Annotated in this window: 18 protein-coding genes and 1 pseudogene; 11 read left to right on the plus strand and 8 right to left on the minus strand. The window is 64.7% G+C overall.

Annotated elements, in window-relative coordinates:
- Nucleotides 1-876 precede the first annotated feature (876 nt).
- From Q0938_RS02425 to Q0938_RS02435, 3 genes are read left to right on the plus strand one after another with little or no spacing between them, the layout of a single operon-like run.
- Nucleotides 877-1,116 (plus strand): hypothetical protein, encoded by a 240-nt coding sequence (locus tag Q0938_RS02425; protein ID WP_299358784.1) that lies wholly within the window; start codon nucleotides 877-879, stop codon nucleotides 1,114-1,116.
- Entirely contained in the window at nucleotides 1,113-1,856 is a 744-nt protein-coding gene (locus tag Q0938_RS02430; RefSeq protein WP_299358786.1) for a sulfite exporter TauE/SafE family protein, read from the plus strand. The genes Q0938_RS02425 and Q0938_RS02430 overlap by 4 nt, the downstream gene beginning before the upstream one ends.
- Nucleotides 1,857-1,878: 22 nt before the next feature.
- Nucleotides 1,879-2,496 carry a glutathione S-transferase family protein gene (locus tag Q0938_RS02435; protein ID WP_299358787.1) on the plus strand — a complete coding sequence of 206 codons (618 nt, stop codon included), beginning with the start codon at nucleotides 1,879-1,881 and terminating at the stop codon, nucleotides 2,494-2,496.
- A gap of 427 nt (nucleotides 2,497-2,923) precedes the next feature.
- On the opposite strand, the gene Q0938_RS02440 is transcribed toward Q0938_RS02435, so the two are convergent.
- From Q0938_RS02440 to Q0938_RS02465, 6 genes are read right to left on the minus strand one after another with little or no spacing between them, the layout of a single operon-like run.
- A complete protein-coding gene (locus Q0938_RS02440; RefSeq protein WP_299358789.1) occupies nucleotides 2,924-3,589 on the minus strand; it encodes a fumarate hydratase C-terminal domain-containing protein in 666 nt (221 codons plus the stop codon).
- Complete coding sequence (locus Q0938_RS02445; RefSeq protein ID WP_299358791.1) at nucleotides 3,586-4,542, minus strand: fumarate hydratase; 957 nt, start codon at nucleotides 4,540-4,542, stop codon at nucleotides 3,586-3,588. The genes Q0938_RS02440 and Q0938_RS02445 overlap by 4 nt, the downstream gene beginning before the upstream one ends.
- 49 nt (nucleotides 4,543-4,591) lie before the next feature.
- Nucleotides 4,592-6,355 carry an FAD-dependent oxidoreductase gene (locus Q0938_RS02450; protein WP_299358793.1) on the minus strand — a complete coding sequence of 588 codons (1,764 nt, stop codon included), beginning with the start codon at nucleotides 6,353-6,355 and terminating at the stop codon, nucleotides 4,592-4,594.
- A gap of 1 nt (nucleotide 6,356) precedes the next feature.
- The gene (sdhC, locus tag Q0938_RS02455) at nucleotides 6,357-6,698 is read right to left on the minus strand and encodes a succinate dehydrogenase, cytochrome b556 subunit (protein WP_299358795.1); all 342 of its coding nucleotides are present in this window, start codon (nucleotides 6,696-6,698) and stop codon (nucleotides 6,357-6,359) included.
- A complete protein-coding gene (locus Q0938_RS02460) occupies nucleotides 6,695-7,036 on the minus strand; it encodes a succinate dehydrogenase (protein ID WP_299358797.1) in 342 nt (113 codons plus the stop codon). Before Q0938_RS02460 ends, sdhC begins: the two co-directional genes overlap by 4 nt.
- A complete protein-coding gene (locus Q0938_RS02465) occupies nucleotides 7,033-7,746 on the minus strand; it encodes a 2Fe-2S iron-sulfur cluster-binding protein (RefSeq protein ID WP_299358799.1) in 714 nt (237 codons plus the stop codon). Before Q0938_RS02465 ends, Q0938_RS02460 begins: the two co-directional genes overlap by 4 nt.
- A gap of 297 nt (nucleotides 7,747-8,043) precedes the next feature.
- Here Q0938_RS02465 and Q0938_RS02470 point away from each other — a divergent pair, with 297 nt between their 5' ends.
- The 5 genes from Q0938_RS02470 (at nucleotide 8,044) to Q0938_RS02490 (ending at nucleotide 14,259) form a co-directional block, all read left to right on the plus strand.
- The gene (locus Q0938_RS02470) at nucleotides 8,044-9,729 is read left to right on the plus strand and encodes a thiamine pyrophosphate-binding protein (RefSeq protein ID WP_299358801.1); all 1,686 of its coding nucleotides are present in this window, start codon (nucleotides 8,044-8,046) and stop codon (nucleotides 9,727-9,729) included.
- 316 nt (nucleotides 9,730-10,045) lie between these two features.
- A complete protein-coding gene (locus Q0938_RS02475) occupies nucleotides 10,046-11,026 on the plus strand; it encodes a tripartite tricarboxylate transporter substrate binding protein (RefSeq protein ID WP_299358803.1) in 981 nt (326 codons plus the stop codon).
- A gap of 150 nt (nucleotides 11,027-11,176) precedes the next feature.
- Nucleotides 11,177-11,668, plus strand: coding sequence for a tripartite tricarboxylate transporter TctB family protein (locus Q0938_RS02480; RefSeq protein ID WP_299358805.1), 492 nt, complete (start codon nucleotides 11,177-11,179; stop codon nucleotides 11,666-11,668).
- Nucleotides 11,665-13,209 (plus strand): tripartite tricarboxylate transporter permease, encoded by a 1,545-nt coding sequence (locus Q0938_RS02485; RefSeq protein ID WP_299358807.1) that lies wholly within the window; start codon nucleotides 11,665-11,667, stop codon nucleotides 13,207-13,209. Before Q0938_RS02480 ends, Q0938_RS02485 begins: the two co-directional genes overlap by 4 nt.
- A gap of 90 nt (nucleotides 13,210-13,299) precedes the next feature.
- Nucleotides 13,300-14,259: a LysR substrate-binding domain-containing protein gene (locus Q0938_RS02490; protein ID WP_299358809.1), complete on the plus strand. Its 960-nt coding sequence runs from the start codon at nucleotides 13,300-13,302 to the stop codon at nucleotides 14,257-14,259.
- 38 nt (nucleotides 14,260-14,297) lie between these two features.
- On the opposite strand, the pseudogene Q0938_RS02495 reads toward Q0938_RS02490, so the two are convergent.
- Nucleotides 14,298-14,561 (minus strand): annotated as a pseudogene (locus tag Q0938_RS02495) (acetate--CoA ligase family protein); the annotation flags it as partial.
- Nucleotides 14,562-14,977: 416 nt separating this feature from the next.
- Here Q0938_RS02495 and Q0938_RS02500 point away from each other — a divergent pair.
- Nucleotides 14,978-15,934: an alpha/beta hydrolase gene (locus Q0938_RS02500; protein WP_299358811.1), complete on the plus strand. Its 957-nt coding sequence runs from the start codon at nucleotides 14,978-14,980 to the stop codon at nucleotides 15,932-15,934.
- A gap of 111 nt (nucleotides 15,935-16,045) precedes the next feature.
- Here the strand turns inward: Q0938_RS02500 and Q0938_RS02505 are convergent, their stop codons facing one another.
- Nucleotides 16,046-16,585, minus strand: coding sequence for a hypothetical protein (locus tag Q0938_RS02505; RefSeq protein WP_299358813.1), 540 nt, complete (start codon nucleotides 16,583-16,585; stop codon nucleotides 16,046-16,048).
- Between the two features lie 633 nt (nucleotides 16,586-17,218).
- On the opposite strand from Q0938_RS02505, the gene Q0938_RS02510 reads away from it, so the two are divergent.
- Both Q0938_RS02510 and Q0938_RS02515 read left to right on the plus strand, forming a co-directional pair.
- A complete protein-coding gene (locus Q0938_RS02510) occupies nucleotides 17,219-17,689 on the plus strand; it encodes a hypothetical protein (RefSeq protein WP_299358815.1) in 471 nt (156 codons plus the stop codon).
- Between the two features lie 140 nt (nucleotides 17,690-17,829).
- Nucleotides 17,830-18,972: a cytochrome c3 family protein gene (locus Q0938_RS02515; RefSeq protein ID WP_299358817.1), complete on the plus strand. Its 1,143-nt coding sequence runs from the start codon at nucleotides 17,830-17,832 to the stop codon at nucleotides 18,970-18,972.
- Nucleotides 18,973-19,036: the final 64 nt, after the last annotated feature.

Below are 19,036 nucleotides of genomic sequence, written 5' to 3' on the forward strand. Positions count from 1 at the left end.
AAGTTCTGCCACCCCGGCGCCACCCTCGAGATACCAACTGCGCCTGCAACTGGGTAGCTGAGGGTTTCGATAGGATCTATCAGACCGCAGAGGCCGTCGACGGTCTGGAGATCGTCCTTGGCCACGTCGTACACGCTCCAACGACCGGTTAGCGTGTTGTAGTCCTTCAGCACCAGTTCGCCGCCGCCGATTACAGCGAACTCCAATGGTTCATTTTTCACAGTCTCGCTCACCCGCAGGAGTTCAGATGCGTCGGATCCAGAAGTGTACCCTCCGACCGGTAGGCCGAGCCGAGCGACGCACCTCATGCCAAGCAGTGCTTGCAGGAACAGACGGCGGCTGGTGAGAAACTGAGGCAAGTCGCTGTGTTCCGTGCCGACAACGATTTTCACGCCCTGTCTGAGCTCATGCTGTCACCTTCTTTCCAGGACTTTAGCGTAATGCTCTCGCATCCGCGTTAGTATGCCGCCGGCAAACGTGTCCAGTTCAGCAAATCGCTCCTCGTCGGCTTAATTTCCGCACCTGAGCCAAAGCCTGTGTAGCATCCACATGATGGCTTCGGGACTGGTATGAAGACTGCAGTGACGGAGGCCACTCACCACTTCTCTGGAACGCCCCCACGACAATTCCCCAAGTGCCTGCTGATGTTCGGGGACTGCTGATACTGTCCTTCCTGTCAGCAACTCAACCATATGGAAGGGCCCGCACGTCGTGCAGCCCCGGTCCATACACCATTTCTCGCGCACTGCCCCGTCAAGCTCGAACTCCAGCCAACTGGATGGCGAGTCACTCCTTCCTCTCGGTCCCACCGTCGCGCCGTGGTCGATCATTCATCCAGGGCTGGTTGCACAAGACCGGAATTCGCGGCAACGAGGCTTGGGACAGAAGAAGCTCGAGGCGATCTCAAGAATGATAAAAAATAACTGCGGCGCGTCGGCCGTGCTCACGACCTGCGTGGACACGGCCGACGCGCTGCTGCTGAGTGGGCGGTGGGACGGCGCGGACGTACGTCTGCCGCAGCGCGGACAATCCTCTCCGGTGGAGAGCCCGAGGAGCCCTGTGGTAGAGGTGATCCACAAGCCCTACGCCGCCGCGGAGGCCATGGTGCGCGCGTGAGTTGGGCGGACATCCTGTTTGTCCTGGCGGGTGGGCTCGCCGGCGGCTTCATCAACGGACTGGCCGGCACGGGCACGGCACTCTTCGCCATCGGCTTCTTCCTCGTGGCGCTCGAACCGGTCAGCGCCGTTGCAGTCGTCTCGCTCATGTCGGTGCTGACCGGGGTACAAGGGCTGTGGGAAGTCCGCGAGGCGCTCGGCCAGAACGTCCCGCGTCTCGCCCGCTTCGTCTTGCCGGCACTCGCCGGCGTTCCAGTTGGCATCCTGCTTTTGTCGCATATCGATGCAGCAACCTTGAAGCTGGTCATCGCAGCCTTGCTGATCCTGTACGGCGGGTTCTTCAGCTTTCGGAAGAACCTGCCGAGGTTCGAACGACGCACGCCGGTTCTGGATTTGAGCGTTGGACTACTGGGAGGTATCCTTGGGGGGATGGCCGCGCTTTCTGGTGCGCTCGTCGTGATCTGGTGTTCCATGCGCCCTTGGCCGAAGGCGGAGACCCGGGCGGTCCTGCAGCCGTTCAACGTGAGCGTGCTCTCGGCAACGTCAGCGATGCTCTGGTGGGGAGGCGCTTACAGTGCCGCCACGCTCACGGCCTTCTCGATTGCGCTGCCCGCGTCCCTCCTGGCGGCGCAGTCCGGGCTGTTCGTTTTCAGGCGCATCAGCGACAATACGTTCAGGCGCCTGCTGATTGGCCTATCGCTGCTTCTGGGACTGGGCACCCTGGTGAACGCGCTGACCTGAAAGCTCATGTAAGGAAACCTTGATGCTCGTGCTCTATTTCGCCCAGGGAACCTCCGCGCTGGCGTCTCACATCCTTCTCGAAGAGGTGGGAGCCAACTATACCGTCCAGGAAGTACCGATCTCTAAAGGTGCGCACCGGGAGAAGACGTATCTCGCGATCAATCCCAAGGCGCGCGTACCTGCGTTGATGACCCCCGAGGGCGTCATCACGGAGAACCCAGCTATCCTGAACTATGTGGCCGCGACCCATCCCGAAGCAGGCATGCTGCCCGACACGCACTTCGCGCGCGCGGAAGCTGACGCGCTCAACGCCTATCTCTGCGCGACGGTCCATGTGGCCTACGCGCACAAGCTCCGCGGCGCGCGATGGGCCGACGACGAGGCCGCCCTGGCCGCGATGCAGGCCAAGGTTCCCTCCAATCTCGCCGATTGCGCCGCCCTGATCGAGACGCACTATCTAAAGGGCCCCTGGGCGATGGGCGACAGTTTCTCGCATAGCGACGCCTACCTCGCGCTCGTTCCGCGCTGGCTGTCGGCCGTGGGCCTCGATCTCGATCGCTACCCGAAACTGGCCGCGCACTGGGAAGCGATGCAGAAACGTCCCGCCGTGCAGCGGGTACTTGCCGCGCACGGCCTCTAGCAGCGGCGCACCGGACGGTCCCACTCACTTGAGAAGAGACCCCGAAACTCGACGTCGCGACGGCTTTGCCGAACTGGCTCGTCAGGCCGCGTCGTGAATGCCCCGCCTCCAGCGGGATGCTGCGAAGCCGCACCGCCCGTCGCCGGCGCATTCGACGGTCCTGGTCCGCTCCTCCGGCGGGATAACCTGATGCGCTCACGCTAAGAGCAAACGGCTCGCCAAACGGCCGTCAACAAGCATCACCTGCCTATGGGTTCCCAGGGGTCGGCAGGCAGAACGGCTGAGTAGGTCGGGCATCGACGCGGAGGTCGGCGCGGGCCGCGCAGAAACATCCTGACCAGTATCGTCCAGACGGGCTTCATTCCGCAAGAAATAGCCGCGTTGCCCGTTCCGTCACCTTGGGCCGGACCCCGTGACCGCGCATCGCTCAGATCACCTCTTCCGAGCGGTCGTCGGTCTCACCGTAGCGCTTGAGGACAGCTGGCTTCGTGCCTTCGTAGGCGCGGGCAATGTTCTCCGCGATCTTGGCGTTCTCGCGCTCGAAAAGACAATCGCCGTTAAGGTCAGAGGCGACGATGAACGGGCCCATCCTATTGCACCGGATGACCCACATCGCCTGCGCCAGCCCAAGCTCGTCGTTCCAGTGCACGGCCTCGACATTCTCCACGCCCCGCCCAAGGAGCGCCCCGGTACCGTACCCTACGGTTGAGAGATAGATGGCCCCGTTGGGGACGAAGTAGGACTTGTAATCCTTTGATGACATGCCGCCCTTGCCGATGATCAGCTTGGCACCGGTCTTCTCCATCCACTCCGGAAGCCACTTGGCGAACCGGAACGACGCCGTTGCTGTCACCGCCCCCATGTCGAAGGAGCCGTCGGAATTGATCCGGGCAGCCGGCGAGCAGTGGAAGTTCGCCGCGCTTTCGGACGGCAACTCCATGGGAATGTTTGCCTTGTCCTCGAGCGCCCTGATGTAGACACCCTCGCGCGCCGTATACATGAGACCGTCAAGATAGACGATGTCGCCCAGCCGCAACTCGGCTAGGGCCTCGGGAGTCGGCGTCGTTGAAAGCCGGATCTCGCGTGTGCTCATTCTGCGGCCTCCAGTGCCGGTTCCCACTCGACGGTCTCGCGGCGCTGGTAGGGAGTGAACCAGTCAGGATCGGTGCGATGCTCGACCCGGCCGTCCGGCCAGAGCCGCGCAACGGCCCGCCGCGACGACAGGCAGAAGGCATGCACCGACATTGGCATTCCGCCGGTGTGACAGTAGCCGACCTCGATGTTGCAGGAGATCACCATGTTCTTTCCCACGAAGCCCATTGCGCCCATGCCGATCGAATTGCCGAGTTCCTTGAACTCCGCCTCCAGTTCGGCGATCCGCGGATCGGGATTGCTGCTGCCCACCACCCGCAGGACCGACGCCCGCTTGCCGAGCGTCATGCAGATGTCCTTTGACCCGCCCAGCCCGATCCCGATGATGGCAGGCTGGCAGGCCAGACCCCGCTTGCCGAAGGCCATGAGGCTGTCCAGGTAGAACCGCTTGATCCCCTGGATGCCGTCAGAGGGGAAAAGCATCCGGTAGTCGGTGCCGAAGAGTCCGCCCTTGTGGACCGTGATCAGGTCGATCCAGTCGCCCTCGGGCTCGAAGGCGTACTCGATCTCCGGCGCGCCGATGCCCACGTTGTTGTTGTGGTCCGTGCGCCAGAGTGGATGCACGCGGTTTGGCCGAAGCGGCACGCTGTTCGTGGCGCTCGCCGTCGCCCGGCGCAGGGCGGCTTCCAGCGCCACCATACCCCCTTCGACAGAGGCGCCGTTACCCAGCTTGACGAACCAGCGCGGTACGCCCGTGTCGCCGCACATTGCACGGCGGTCCTCCTTCGCGGCCTCGTAATTCTCGAGCATTGCCCGAAGGACGAACGACGACAGTTCGCCGTCCTCCGTGTTCGCCGCTTCTTTCAGTCCGTCGAGATAATCTTGCGGAATTTCGATTGCCGCCTTGTTCATCAGGGTCTCGGCGGTCCGCTGGATCAGGTCGATTGAGATCATGTTGAACTCCGTTCCGCTTCACCTTTGTCGAGGCATGATACCCCGGGCGTCATAGTGCGGCGACCAGCGTATCGGGCTCGCCTTCAGGCAGGATAGTCTCGCCCGGTCGGACGATCGTGAACCGCACCGGTTCCCGCACCACGTCCACGTCGCCGCCCCTGCGCCGCGAAACGGTGAAGTAGCTTTCAGCGAGGTCGCCGGCACTGGGGAAGTCCTCGCGGAAATGCGCGCCGCGTGAGTTGTCGCGGGCCAGGGCCGCTCGGGCTATGACGTCGGAAATCTCGCAAAGCGACCGCAGGTTCAACCAGTCGTGCCAAGTCAAGTTGAACGCCAGATTGTCGGCGGCGACCCCGACATCCATCAGCGCCTCCGAGATGCCGGCGATCCGCGCGAGGCCCCGCTTGAGGCCCGCTTCCGAACGCATCACACCGACCTCATCCCACATCGCCTCCTGCAGAGCTTTGCGCAGAGGTAGCACCAGCGCCGGTGGGCGGCTGAGCGGATGGCAGGCCCGCGCGAGTTCCGCCTCGAGCACCGCCTCGTCCGGATCGCGCAGTGCGCCCATCCCGCGGATGTCAGCAGCCATCGTGTCTCCCGCGATGCCGCCGAACACGGTCGAATTCGCCACACCGTTGCCGCCCAAGCGATTCGAGCCATGCGCGCCGCCGGCATCCTCGCCGGCAACGTAGAGCCCCTCCATGGCGGTCCGCGTGTCGACATCGACGACCACGCCGCCCATGAAGTAATGCGCGGTCGGCACCACTTCGACGAGGCCACCCGCCAGGTCGAACCCGCAATCCGCGCAGCGCTTGACCATGCCTTTGAACTTTTGCGCAACATTTGCAGGGCCCAGATGTGCCATCGAGATGAAGACACCCTCCTGCTCGGGATTGTTGTTCTTGCGCATCTCGGCATAGATGCCGCGGCTCACCACGTCGCGAGTTGCCCGCTCTCCCTTCGGATCATAATCGAACATGAAACGCTGGCCGGAATGGTTGAGAAGCCGCCCGCCGGCGCCGCGCAGGCCCTCCTCCAGAACCGTGCCCGTCATGCGCGTGTGATCGCCTGCCAGAAGCCCCGTGGGATGGAACTGGACCATCTCCATATCGCGGAGCGGCAGCCCGGCGCGCAGCGCCATCGCCAGACCGTCCATGCTCTTGTCGCCGCTCGGCGTGTGGTACTTGTACATCGTCGGCCCGCCGCCCGTCGCCATCAGCACCGTCTTCGCGCGCACGAAACGGAAGCGTCCCGTCCGCATGTCGATCATCAGAACGCCCGCCAGCGCTGCGCCGTCGGCTGTCGGGATGAGTCCGATCGCACGATGTTCCTGCAGCTTCTCGACGGGGCGGGCGAGCACCTGCTCCATCAAGCGATTGATGATCTCGATCCCGGTAAGATCTCCCTTGTGCACGGTCCGATCCGCCGTCTGCCCGGCGAAGGCCTTGTGGTGCAGCGTGCCGTCCGGGTTGCGGTCGAAGAAGCAGCCGATCTCGTTTTCCAACTCGCGGACCCGGACTACGGCCTGCTCACACAGCCGCCACGCCATGTCCTGATCAGGCAGCCACTTGCCGCCCAGGATCGTGTCCATGAAGTGCCGTTCGACGCTGTCACCGGGGCCAAGCGCCACGTTGTAGCCGCCCTGGACCATGCGCGTGCAGCCGCTTTTGCCGATCAGGCCCTTCACGGCAAGCGTGACCTTGGTGCCTTCGGGGGCGCCCTGTAGCGCGTGAAGTGCCGAGAAGAGCCCGGCGCCACCTGCGCCGAGGATCAGGACATCAGTGTCGTGCCGGTCGATGTGCTGTGTCGAGATCATGTCAAATGGCCCGCAGAAGGAATGCTGTCGAAACCAGGAACGCCCCGCCAGCCGCCGCAGCCGCCCAGGTCTTCTGTGGGGCAGACCAGGGCAGCCACTCCAGCGCGATGAGCCGCAGCCCACCAAACATGTGAACGGCAAGGAGGAACACGAGACCGAACTCCGCCGCCTTGACCAGTGGCATCTCCGTAACGCCCAGCAGCCCGTCGAGTGCCGCCGCGCGGGTCAGCGCCAGGGAAAGGACCCAGAAGTGGAACGGCAGGAACAACGCCAGGGCGATGCCGGATAGTCGATGCAGGATATAGGCCAGCCAGAGCGGATGTGAGCGTGGGAAGGCTTTCACGACGTCCCTCCGGCGGTGACGGACCAGACCGCGTTCGCCCCGAGCGCGAAAAGCCCGAGCCCGATCGCCAGGCTCGTGATCTCGCGCGTCGGGCCGCGAAGCCCTGCCCATTCTGACAGCACGATCCGCAGTCCCAGCGCCGCATGAATAGACACCGCGACGACGAAGGTCGCGTAGAAGGTAAACCACAGAACCGACCCCTGCGTACGCCCCAGGATCTCAGCCGCCGAGATCCCGTCCCGGATCGCATAGATCATGACACCGATGTGCAGGAGCACGAATGGCGCCATCACGAGCGCGCTAAGCCTCTGAAGCATGTAAAGGCGGAATTCGGTCATCTGTCCCGCCGTCCGAAGAAGCGCCGCGCCGTCGCGCTTTTCAGCCCCGCAATCGCCGCCAGCGGATTGAGTTCGTTGGGACAGTAGATCGTGCAGGACCCCATCGAATGACAAAAGTGACAGCCCCCCTTCCCCGACACCGCATCGAGGATCGATCCCCTGTCGGCATTTTTTTCGTCGTTGTAGAGCGTCCAGGCCCGTTGCAGCGCAGCCGGTCCAAGATAGTCCGGATTTCCCGCCACGGTATCACAGGCCGCGTAGCAGACCGAGCAGTTGATGCACTCGATCCCCGCGGTCGCCTGCTGGCGGTCGGCGCTCTCGGGATCGATGGGCGCGATTCCGTCGTCGCGGGTTCGCGTCGGATGGTGCCGTCCTTCCGCCTCGACCCACTTGTCGAAGAACGGGTCCATGTCGACCGCCAGATCCTTGATGACCGGCAGATTGCGCAAGGGGCCCACCTCGATCGCGCCGCCCACGAGCACCTTCTGCACATGGGTCCGGCAGGTCCAGCGGGGCACGCCGTTCACCATCATCGCGCAGGATCCGCACATGCCGACGCGGCAGGCGAAGCGATAAGAGAGCGTCGGGTCTGAATTCTGCTGAATCCAGGAGACGACATCCAGCACGGTCTGGCTCTCGTAAAGCGGCACCTCGAACGTCTCCGGACGCATCGGCGCCCCCGGCCCGCCGCGCAGAACCGTCACCCTCATCGGGTCTTGCTGCAGAACCTCAGCCAAATGCCCACTCCCCGCGGCATCTACTGGCAGATCGCAAGATTGGCTCACGAACACTCGCCAGCGTAGAAAATTCCAACCCACACAGGCGATACTCACGCAGCCATGCGAGATCTTGGCAGAACTGGCCGTAGCAATGCTCTGCGCTCAGCCGGTGATACAGCAACAGAAGCTTCACCGGAAGCCATAGAGCTAAACTTTTTTTTACGCTTCCAAAACATAACTTGAAACATCTTCATTCAAACCGCATCATCGAGTCAGGGGAAATTCATCTTGGCCGACAACTCGATCTCGAACGGCGCGGATGCCATTGTGGACGTTCTGAAGGCGGCGGGCGTCCGGTGCATCTTTTCGCTGTCCGGCAATCAGATCATGCCCCTCTATGATGCTCTGTTGGACAGCGGCATCCGTCTCGTTCACGTTCGGCACGAAGCCGCTGCTGTCTACATGGCTGAAGCTTGGGCGCAGCTGACAGGAGAACCGGGCGTCGCGCTGGTGACGGCCGGCGCCGGTTTTGGCAACGCTCTTGGCGCGCTGATATCGGCCCGCGCTTCCGAGACACCGCTGATACTGCTGAGCGGCGACTCGCCACGTTCGCAGGATGGCATGGGCGCTTTCCAGGAACTCGACCAGGTCGCCATGGCGGCGTCGGTTGCGAAGTCGGCACGGCGTGCGACCGCGTCCAACACCGTAGGGGACGAACTCGCCGAAGCCATTCGCACCGCTCGTGCCGGGCGTCCCGGTCCGGTGCATCTTGCCTTGCCGGTGGATGTCCTGGCCGGCCCGCGAACCGACGTGACGAAACCGGATGCGAACGACCTGCTACCAGAGGTGCAGACCCTGTCGGCAGCGGACGCCTCTGCCGTCACCGAGTTCCTGCACGGCGCGCGATATCCGCTGATCCTGGCAGGACCAGCCTCATCACCGACGCGCATTTCCAACAGGCTTGCCCAGATCGGCAAGGCGTTCGCTGCCCCGGCGATCTGCATGGAAAGCCCGCGAGGGCTGCGGGACCCCTCGCTCGGCGCCGTCATTGAGCTCACGCGACAAGCCGACCGGATCCTCCTGCTTGGCAAGTCGGCCGATTTCACCACGGGCTTTCTGGGGCCGGACATGGGTGCCCCGGATGCACAATTCGCGATGATCGACCCGGACGGCACTGAGATCGCCCGCGCACGGGCTCGGGTCGGCGAACGCCTGCGGATCGCGCTTCAGGCAGATGTCGCGTCGGCCTTGCAGGCTTTGCTTGCCAGGGGCACGAGAGGTCCGGACCGCCACCAGTGGCTCGCGGACGCAGCCGACGCGTTGAGCCGACGCGTCGCGATCGGCGAGACCGAGACCGAGACCGAGACCGAGACCGGGGAGAGCCGCGGAATGCACCCCGCAAGGGTCGCCGAACTGGTGTCGTTGAGACTGGGGCAGGTCGAAGGTTCGGTGCTGGTCGTGGACGGGGGGGAATTCGGGCAGTGGGCGCAGAGCATCGCGCACGACGGACCTCGCATCATCAATGGCGTCTCCGGCGCTATCGGTGCTGGACCGGCATATGCCATCGCGGCGAGCCTGGCCCGTCCCGAGGTCCCGGTTTTCGCCCTGATGGGCGACGGAACCGCCGGGTTCCTTCTTGCCGAATACGAAACCGCAGCCCGAGCGGGAGCGAGATTTGTCGCGGTCATCGGCAATGACACCAGATGGAACGCTGAACACCAGATCCAGCTCCGCGACTTCGGCGAGGAGCGCACGCACAGCTGTGACCTGTCCCCCGTCGCCCGCTACGATATCGCTGCCGCGGGACTTGGCGCCAGTGGCGAACATGTCCCGCATGGCGGGACCGCCGCGCTGAATGCGGCGCTCGACCGGGCGCTCGCCTCGGGCAAGCCTGCCTGCGTCGACGTGCGAATCCGCTCGATTCCTGCTCCTGTCGTGCCGAGCCGCGGACCCCCGCCTGCGGCGGCGCATTGATGCCATTGTCGAGCAAGATAATTGCCACGGTCGGACGGTGCGTTCCGCGCCGGGTCGCGCGCGACCGCACCGGCGCGCCCGAATTCTTGGCGCGCCACCGTCTTGCATGAGACAGCATAGTCGCGAACTATGCCGCGACACCGGTGAAGGGAGGCGCCGGCGAGACACGGCTGCCGGGACAATCGTCCCTGGAGCCGCAACCTCGGCGAAAGACCGGGGCATGGCGCGATATCGCGACCGAAGCACGCCGCGCAACGCCACGGAATTCCCCGGCAGCACGGCGGATTCCCAACACATTCAACTCGGAGGAGAGACTATGAAGACGACCCTAATTGCAGCAGGCATCACGGCCGCTGCGGCAACGCTCGCGACGCCCGTTGCGGCGGAGTATCCTGACCGCGCGATCCAGATGATCATCCCCTTCGGACCCGGCGGCGCGACGGACCTGTCCGCTCGAGCGCTCGCCGCCGCGTTGACGGATATCGTACCTCAGCCGGTGGTCGTTTCCAACCGGACCGGCGCGGGCGGCGCCGTCGGCTCTGTGGCCGTCCGGGATGCGGAGGGAGACGGACACACCCTGCTCTTCGCGCGCGTCGGCTCACACACCGTGAACCCGGCTATGAACCCGAGCCTGCCCTACACGCTGGACGAGTTCCGGTTTGTGGCGGTTTACGAAATCAATCCCGTGGCCTGCGTGGTCAACAGCAATTCCGACATCCAGACCATCGAGGACCTGATTACAAAGGTGAACGACAACCCGGGCCAGGTGAGCTTCAGTTCGGCCGGCGTCGGATCCCTGCCGCATTTCGGGGCATTGATGGTGCTGAACAGCTTCGGAATCACGGACCTCGATCAGAATGTCATCCACATCCCCACCGAAGGCGACGGACAGGCGCTGACCGCGGTGCTGCAGGGCACTTCGGACCTCTACTGCGGCAGCACATCGCCGGCGGCGCCGTTCATCGAAAGCGGTCAGATGCGGCCTCTGCTCGTCACCTCGTCCGAACGGATCGAGGGCTTCGACGCACCGACGGCCGAAGAACTGGGCAAGCCAGAGCTCAAGGCGCTGGTCGGATGGACGGGAATCGCCGGCCCCGCGGATCTGACAGACGAAGCGGTCGGAAAGTGGGAAGAGTGGTTGGCGACCGCAGTCGAGGACGAGGAGTTCCAGCGGTTCATGGCTGCCGGAGGGTCCATCGTCGAACTGATGTCGGCTGCGGATTCAGAAGCATTCGTGCAGGGCGCTTACGAAAGCTTCAGGAAGCTCGTCGTCGAACTCGATCTGGAGATCCAGTGACGGCATGATCCGTCAGGGTCTGGCGTTTTCACGGCGGCGACACGCCGTGAAAACGTCGCAACGAACCGAAGGGACGCCGCCGGCGAACACCCGTCCGGGCCGCCTGTGCACGGCGCCATTCGGCGCCCCATCGTCCAACAAGGAGCCCGCATGCTCTCGCGACGTCATGAAATCCTGATCGGTCTCGGTGTTGTGGCGTTCGCCGCGATCGTGCTCTGGTGGCTCATTCCCGCTTATGTGACGCTCCCCCGGCGCCCACCTCTCAGGGCACTTGCCCCCAGTTTCTTTCCGAAGATCATCGGCTGGACCATGCTGATCACCGGCGCCGGCCTGGCGTTGAAGGCGGTGCTGGCCCCGCCGACGCCGGCCGCCATCGCCGTCACACCCAACATCGACCGCGGCGAACTCCTGCGCATCGGCGGGCTGGCGCTGATTCTGCTTGCGAGCTATCTCGCACTTCCGGTCTTCGGGATGGTCTGGACGAGCATGGTGGTTTTCCTGCTGCTGGTCCTGCTGACCGGCCGCAGACGCCTCGGATGGGGCATCGTTTCGGCCGTGCTTCTGCCGCTTCTCCTCTACCTGTTCTTCGCCAAGGTCGCCGGGGTCGCCATCCCGCAGGGCCAGATCGTGAGGCTCCCGTGACATTTTTCGAAGCTCTTAGCGCCGGCTTCCTTCTGGTGGCGCAGTGGGAGAGCCTGTTCTTCCTGGCGCTTGGCGTCACCGTCGGCGTCGTAGCGGGGGCGATTCCGGGGATGTCGGCGACAATGGCCGTTGCCCTGACGCTTCCCTTCACCTTCGCAATGCCCCCGATCTTCGGCATCCTGCTTCTGCTCGGCGTCTACAAGGGCGGCATCTTCGGCGGGTCCATACCGGCGATCCTCATCAAGACGCCCGGAACCCCAGCCTCTTCCGCCACCGTTCTCGATGGCTATCCCATGGCCGAACAGGGACGCGCCGGCGAGGCGCTCAGCATGGCTCTCTACGCCTCCTGCATCGCCGACTTCTTTTCCAACATCGCGCTGATAGTCTTCGCGGCCTGGCTCGCCTCATTCGCGTTGAATTTCGGGCCGCCCGAAATGTTCACGCTGATCGTCTTCTCGCTCACGATCATCGCGGGCGTGTCCGGCGACAGCCTGTTGAAGGGCGTCGTCGCCGCAACGCTGGGACTGCTTCTGGCCACCGTCGGTCTGGACTTCATCGGCGGAACCGAGCGGTTCACCTTCGGCTCGGTCAACATGCGCGGCGGACTGAATTTCATCGCCGTCCTCATCGGGCTTTTCGCGCTTCCCGAGATCATCACCTATATTCGCAATCCCGCAGAACGCGACTCCAGGGTGCGCTCCCTGGGAAGCCGGGGCGTCAAATGGGTCGATTTTCGGCGGTGCCTCAAGTCGATCTTCCGCGGCAGCGCCATCGGTGTCTTCATGGGCGCAATCCCCGGCATCGGTGCGGCGCCCTCGGCGTTCCTGTCCTACTCCGAGGCGCGGCGCGCTTCTCCGCGCCGGGACAATTTCGGCAAGGGCGAGATCGAGGGGGTCGCCGCCGCAGAGGCCGGCAACAACGGCGTCGCCGGCGCCACTCTCATCCCCCTCCTGTCCCTCGGAATTCCAGGGGATGTGATCACCGCGATCATCATCGGAGCGTTCATGGTCCATGACCTGACGCCGGGACCGCTGCTGTTCCAGAACAACGCGGACATCGTCTACGCGCTGTTCATCGGCCTGATCGCCAGTTCGCTCCTGCTTCTCGTGATCGGTGCTGTTGCGATTCGCGCCTTTCGCTATATCGCGGACATCCCGCCAAACCTGCTCTTCCCGGGCGTCCTCGTGCTGTGCATCTTCGGCGTCTTCGCCGTCAACAACTCCACGTTCGATGTCGCGGTGATGCTGGTGATGGGGTTCATCGGCTATGCCATGTTGCTGTTGCAGTTTCCGGCCGCCCCCTTCCTGATCGCGTTCATTCTCGGTCCGATGCTGGAGAACAACTTTCGGCAGGCCCTCCTGATGTCGCGCGGCAGCTTCGATATCTTCGCCCGGGGCCCGATCACCATCGTCTTCCTGTGTCTGACGGTGGTCTCGATCATCCTGATCATCCGCTCGACGCTCAACGCGGCCCGGACGAAGCGCGAGCTTGCAGCGGCAGAAGCCGGGCCCTCGGCCGCGTCAGCACTTGGACAGGAATGACAGGATCGACCTTGCCGCGCTGCGGCCCCCTGCCTTGAGTCGATTGACCTTGTCTGGCTACCGGTCGGGCGGCGAACGAAGCGGGCGACCATGGATGTGAAATCGCTTTATACGTTCATCGCCGTCGTCGATCACGGAAGTTTCGCCACGGCAGCCAAAGCACTGCAGCTGTCCGCCTCGGCGGTCAGCGTCCAGATGCGCGGTCTCGAATCCGACGTTTCCTTGCGCCTCTTCGATCGAAGCCGCCGCCCTCCGGTCGTCACGCCAGAGGGACTGGACTTCGTTCAGCGCGCCCGCGAGGTCATCGCGATCTGGGAAGACCTCTCGGACAGCCTGCGACGCGACAGCAACTCCGGGAAGCTGCGGATCGGCGCGGTGCACACAGCTGTATCGTCGATTCTGCCCGCGGCACTGCGCAGGCTGCAGGAGGCGCATCCAAATCTCGAGATGCGCCTCACCACCGGGCTTGCACACGATCTGGACGCCGCGCTGCGCGCCGGTTCGATCGACGTCGCGTTGACGACAGCAGCGGCGGAACTCACCCCCGGCTATGTATTTCGGACGATCAGCGAGCAGCGGCTGGTCGTGCTAGCGCACGCGGGGGCGGCGGGCGACAACTTTCGCGACATCCTGCGCCGCAACCCTTACGTGCGGTTTTCCCGGCATGCCCGAGTTGGGGAGCTGGTCGAGCGCGCCCTGCTGGCTAACGGCATCCGGGTGCAGTCGTCCATGGAGGTGGATACCCAGGACGGCGTGTTGGCTCTCGTCGCTGCAGGACTTGGCGCTTCGGTCGTGCCCGAGTACCCGGGCCTGCGAACTTCGCGGTTTCGGGTCGAAATCCTTGGAGACCCGCCCACAATCCGGCGGCTCGGGCTGATGTTCGATCCTGCTTCGCCCAGACGACGCTTCTGCGACCTGTTGGAAAGCGAATTGCGGGCCGTCACCGCCGATCCTGGGCTGCTTTCCCAAGGGGGGCTTCCCCTGAGCGCGACGCCGCAGGCGCCACGGTCGCGCCCTGACCAGAACGAGGGCAGGCGCAGCCCGCCCTGAGGAGTGTTCCGGCAACGGCGGTTTCTGCCCCCTTCGGATCACGTCGGCGCGCCTTCCTTGACGACGTCAGTCGGAGGCCGCGGCACCAGAAGCCAATCCACCGCCACTGCAGCCTCCGGCCCGGCCAAGACCGGGTTGAGGTCGAGCGACGCGATCCGGCTAGCGTTTGCGGCAGCGAATTTTGACACCGACGAGATCAGCGCGGCCAGTGCGGTGCGGTCCACCGGAGGCGCGCCGCGAACACCCCGTAGCAGCGCTCGGCCGCGCAGCCGCTCCAGCATGGCCATCGCCTGCCCGGGGGTGACGGGCGCACGCGCGCGGCGCTCCGCAAGATCTAGGAGCTTCGTGGTGACCCGCTATAGGTACGGGCCGTCGGATGTTTTGATAATCCCTTTCTGTCGTTCGATGCGCTTATATGTCTCGGATCCGACTGGACGGCAGCAGCCGTCCGCGCGGCCCTGCATCCAACGGATGACGCACTGATGGAGCCACCCACGATGACCACGCCAAACCTGCCGCCGCACCGGGCCAGGGACTCCGCCACGAAGGCGCACGCCGGAACAAGGAAGCGGTGCCCACCGGCGAGTACGTCGAGGCTGACCAGATGACAGCTCCGATGGACGGGGTTCCTGCTCGCCCTGCACAAGAACCTCTGCGCAACGGCTCGAAGCGGCGGGTCCCTTCCACACGAGCCGCTCTCGGAGTTGCAGTTGCAGCCTTGGCGTCGTCGGCCGTCGTGAACCACCGGCTGGCGCGGCGCGCCGAGCGCGACAACCCGCCCGCCGGCAGCTTCGTGCATGTCCAGGGTGCCCGGATTCACTACGTCGAACGCGGAGAAGGCCTCCCGCTGGTGCTGCTGCACGGCAATGGCAGCATGATCCAGGACTTCGAGGCGAGCGGCCTGATCGACCTGGCCGCCAGGCAGTACCGGGTCATCGCCATCGACCGACCGGGTTACGGGCACAGCAGCCGTCCGAGACGTACCGTCTGGACAGCCGAGGCGCAGGCGGATCTCGTCCATGCCGTGCTGACGCAACTGGGGGTCGAACGTGCCGCGGTTCTGGGCCATTCCTGGGGATGCTCCGTCGCCGTGGCACTTGCCCTGAAGTATCCCGACGTCGTGGCCGGCCTGGTCCTGGCGTCCGGCTATTATTACCCGACCAGCCGCGCTGATGCCCTGGCCCTGTCGGGTCCTGCCGTACCCCTGGTCGGTGACATCATGCGCTACGCGATCTCACCGATCCTGGTTCGGCTCACCTGGCCGCTGGTGTTGAGGAAGGTCTTCGGACCGGAACCTGTACCGCACAAGTTCGCCGGATTTCCCCGGGCGATGGCCCTTCGCCCGTCGCAGATCAGGGCCAGCGCGGCGGAGTCCGCGCTGATGATCCCCGATGCCATGAAGGCTCGCGGCAGCTACGCGGATCTCAAGATGCCTGTCGCAATCATCGCCGGTACCGACGATCGGCTGATCGAACCGGAGGCCCAGTCTGCAAGGCTTCACGCGGAGATCCCGCACAGCAGCTATCATCGCATTCCAGGAGCCGGCCACATGATCCACCAGACCGCGACGGCGGCGCTCCTCGATGCAATCAACGCAGCAGTTGCGTCAGCGGATCGCGATCGGGGCCAGCTGGCCGGGGGTATGAGCCCGACTGAAACACGCATGTCCGGATAACGGGCTCGCGGCATGAGTCGGATGTTTGACGCTTGCCGAACCAGACGCGCCACCAACCCTCTCCCATATCGGGCGGAACCAAAAACCCGTCGGCACAACGGGCTTTCGGCCTCACCTGAAGATCAGATCGTTCGGCCTCAGCTCGGCGACGCCGCGCAGCGTGACCAGGACCAGCCCCGGCGCCGCGATCACCATGTCGGCGCCCTCGGTCCGCATCTCGATGTCGTCGACGCCGAGCCCGACCAGCAGGATGGCATCCTCGCCGGGCGCGAAATCCGTGATGGTGTCGCTGCCGTTGTCCAGCGGCCTGTTGGCATCCCGCGCATAGAAGGCGAAGATGTCCCGGCCGGGTCCGCCGGTCAACGAGTCGTCGCCGCTGCGTCCGTCCAGATAATCGTCGCCCCCGCCCCCCTGCAGCGTGTCGTTGCCCGCGCCGCCAAAGAGTTCGTCGCTGCCGTCGCCGCCCTCCATTACATCGTCGCCCCCGAAGCCCATGAGATCGTCATGGCCGCCAAGCCCGGTGATGTGGTCGGCATCGGGCGTGCCGCGCAACAGATCGACGTCGGGCGTGCCGGCGATATCTCTGGCGAACCCGGCGGTCCCAAGCACCGAAACGGCGAGCGCGGTGGCTGCAAGCAGAATGGATCGCATGATAACCCTCCCTCTCTACGGCACCGCTCACGCACGAGTTGAGCACGCAAGGGGTGTCTCTCTGATCCTTAGGCTGCGAAGCTGACGATTGCCTGACGTTGACGGGGGGATGCGTCACTCGATGGTGAGTCTGCCCAAGGCTTCAGCTTGCTCCGTTGCACCCCTGACCGTCCGGTGCCGAGCCGCGGGGTAGCACGGGGGCTTCTTCGCGCCGTCGTGCGGATCGGCCGGATGCGGGACGGCGGCCGCCCGCATGTCCGACACGATGGCTGACGCCGCGCTGACGATGCTGGCGCCGCTGCTTCAGGTTGTTGTCAGCTACGCACATCATCGTTTGATCAACTCCTCGCGCGCTGTGTTCAGACCGGAACGCGAGACAAGGGAGGAAGCCATGCAGAGAGTCCGGGTCAGCTGCAGGCCGCCTCGACACGGAGACAACCCGCTTCTGCCCAGCCGCTCGGGCGGTACTCTAGGACCTTCCGCAGCAATCGCGCTGCTGCTTTGTCCTGTCGACAGACCGAGGCCGTTCGGCTGCGCTTCGCGCCGTCGACTTGCCCGGTCCAGCCGGTCAGGCTGCGACCACCGGCGGTCACCCGGCCAGAAATCAACTCATCCCGACCAAAGGAGATCACCATGCAGACCCTCAGACCCCTTGCCGTCCTCGCCCTGACCTTGGCCATGGGATCCGGCATGAGCCCCGAAATCGCTGCGGCACAGAGTCACGAGGGGCACGACGCCGCGGTGGCCGCGTTGGTGCTGAATGACGGCGCCAAGTGGCAAGGTGACCAGAACATGATCGCGGGCATGACGGCGATTCGGGACACTATGGCCACAAATCTCGACGCGATTCACACCGGCACGCTGTCCGACGACACTGCCAGAGAGATCACCGAAACCGTCGGATCTCAGGTCGATTTCATGATCGAGAACTGCGTGCTCGCCCCCGAGGTCGACGAACAGTTCCACCTGGTACTCGCCCAGATCACCGACGGCACCGGGCTCCTTGAAGCCGGCGAGACCGAGGAAGGCGCCGTCAGGATCGTGCAGGCCGTCAATGCCTATGGCGACCACTTCCAGCACCCGGACTGGCAGCCGCTCGACTGAGGCATGCCGCCGCGGCAGTTTGTCGCCCGCGCAAGAACAACGATTTCCAACACTTGCGGGAATCATCCATCGGGCGCAGCATCGGGGAACTGCGCGAAAGTCTGGCGCGGGTGTTTTCGTCGATGCAGCGGAGGAAAGCCATGCGCGCACGTTTCCGCATCCTGCGAGCCACGACAATCGCTCTGGCGAGCCTGCTGATCGTTGGCGCCCTGCCCGGACACGCGCAGGACGGTGCCGGACAGGGCGACGGCACATTGCAACCGGGCGAGATGATCCCGGCGGGGCAGATCCCCTTCTATCACGACTGGGCGCAGTCGCCGCACGCCAAGGCGGATGCGCGGGCCTTCACCAACTGGTACGAAGAGGGTGAGATTCCGGAGGACTGTGCGCGGTGCCACTCCACGCCCGGATTCGTGGACTATATCGGCGCTGACGGCAGCACGGCCGGGGTCGTGGACAGAAAGGCCCCGACCGGTACGCTGATCACCTGCGCCGCCTGCCACAGCGAAACCGCCCGCGCGATCACCGCGGTGACATTTCCGTCGGGCCTGAGGGTGGAGGGCTTGGGCTCCGAGGCCCGCTGCATGACCTGCCACCAGGGACGCAGCTCGACCTTCGACGTCGACGACGCCACAATCGGGATCGGCGACGATACCGTTGGTCCGGAACTCGAATTCATCAACATCCACTATCGCGCGGCCGGCGCGACGCTGATGGGAACGCTGGCCGGGGGCGGCTATGAATACGCAAGCAAGTCCTATACCTCGCAGCGCCGTCACCCCGCCCCCTTCAACACCTGCATCTCGTGTCACGAGTTGCACACGGTGGCGCCAAAGGTGACGCCATGTGCCGCCTGCCACGAGGGCGTGAGCGGGCGCGAGTCACTCGCGCTGATCCGCAAGAGCAAGGCCGATCATGACGGCGACGGCGACGTCACCGAGGGGATCGCCGCTGAGATCGAGCATCTGCACCAGCGCCTTCTGGCCGCGATCCAGGCCTACGGACGCGACATAGCCGGTACGCCGATCGTCTATGACGCCCACGCCTACCCGTATTTCTTCATCGACCTGAACGGCAACGGCACGGCCGAAGAGGACGAGGCGAAGGTGCCGAACAAATACGCGTCCTGGACGCCGCGGCTGTTGCGGGCGGCATACAACTATCAGTTCGCGGCCAAGGATCCGGGCGCCTATGCCCACAACGCACCGTACGTCCTGCAACTGCTGCATGACTCGCTCACCGACCTGCCCGGCACTGACCTCGGCGGCGCCAGTCGCCCCTGAGTGGTCACGTCGCAATCAACCCCAGCGAAGATCGGCGGATCTGACAACGGAAGATTTTTCTGCG

The sequence above is a fragment of the uncultured Paracoccus sp. genome (assembly GCF_947496875.1).
In the GTDB taxonomy this organism is placed as follows: domain Bacteria; phylum Pseudomonadota; class Alphaproteobacteria; order Rhodobacterales; family Rhodobacteraceae; genus Paracoccus.

What these genes read in the sequence shown, in the direction of transcription:
- Q0938_RS02505 (WP_299358813.1), bottom strand. Translation starts at nt 16,585, where the DNA reads ATGCGATCCATTCTGCTTGCAGCCACCGCGCTCGCCGTTTCGGTGCTT.
- Q0938_RS02465 (WP_299358799.1), bottom strand. Translation starts at nt 7,746, where the DNA reads ATGAGGGTGACGGTTCTGCGCGGCGGGCCGGGGGCGCCGATGCGTCCG.
- Q0938_RS02480 (WP_299358805.1), top strand. Translation starts at nt 11,177, where the DNA reads ATGCTCTCGCGACGTCATGAAATCCTGATCGGTCTCGGTGTTGTGGCG.
- Q0938_RS02490 (WP_299358809.1), top strand. Translation starts at nt 13,300, where the DNA reads ATGGATGTGAAATCGCTTTATACGTTCATCGCCGTCGTCGATCACGGA.
- Q0938_RS02435 (WP_299358787.1), top strand. Translation starts at nt 1,879, where the DNA reads ATGCTCGTGCTCTATTTCGCCCAGGGAACCTCCGCGCTGGCGTCTCAC.
- Q0938_RS02460 (WP_299358797.1), bottom strand. Translation starts at nt 7,036, where the DNA reads ATGACCGAATTCCGCCTTTACATGCTTCAGAGGCTTAGCGCGCTCGTG.
- Q0938_RS02515 (WP_299358817.1), top strand. Translation starts at nt 17,830, where the DNA reads ATGCGCGCACGTTTCCGCATCCTGCGAGCCACGACAATCGCTCTGGCG.
- Q0938_RS02475 (WP_299358803.1), top strand. Translation starts at nt 10,046, where the DNA reads ATGAAGACGACCCTAATTGCAGCAGGCATCACGGCCGCTGCGGCAACG.
- Q0938_RS02440 (WP_299358789.1), bottom strand. Translation starts at nt 3,589, where the DNA reads ATGAGCACACGCGAGATCCGGCTTTCAACGACGCCGACTCCCGAGGCC.
- Q0938_RS02445 (WP_299358791.1), bottom strand. Translation starts at nt 4,542, where the DNA reads ATGATCTCAATCGACCTGATCCAGCGGACCGCCGAGACCCTGATGAAC.
- Q0938_RS02450 (WP_299358793.1), bottom strand. Translation starts at nt 6,355, where the DNA reads ATGATCTCGACACAGCACATCGACCGGCACGACACTGATGTCCTGATC.
- Q0938_RS02510 (WP_299358815.1), top strand. Translation starts at nt 17,219, where the DNA reads ATGCAGACCCTCAGACCCCTTGCCGTCCTCGCCCTGACCTTGGCCATG.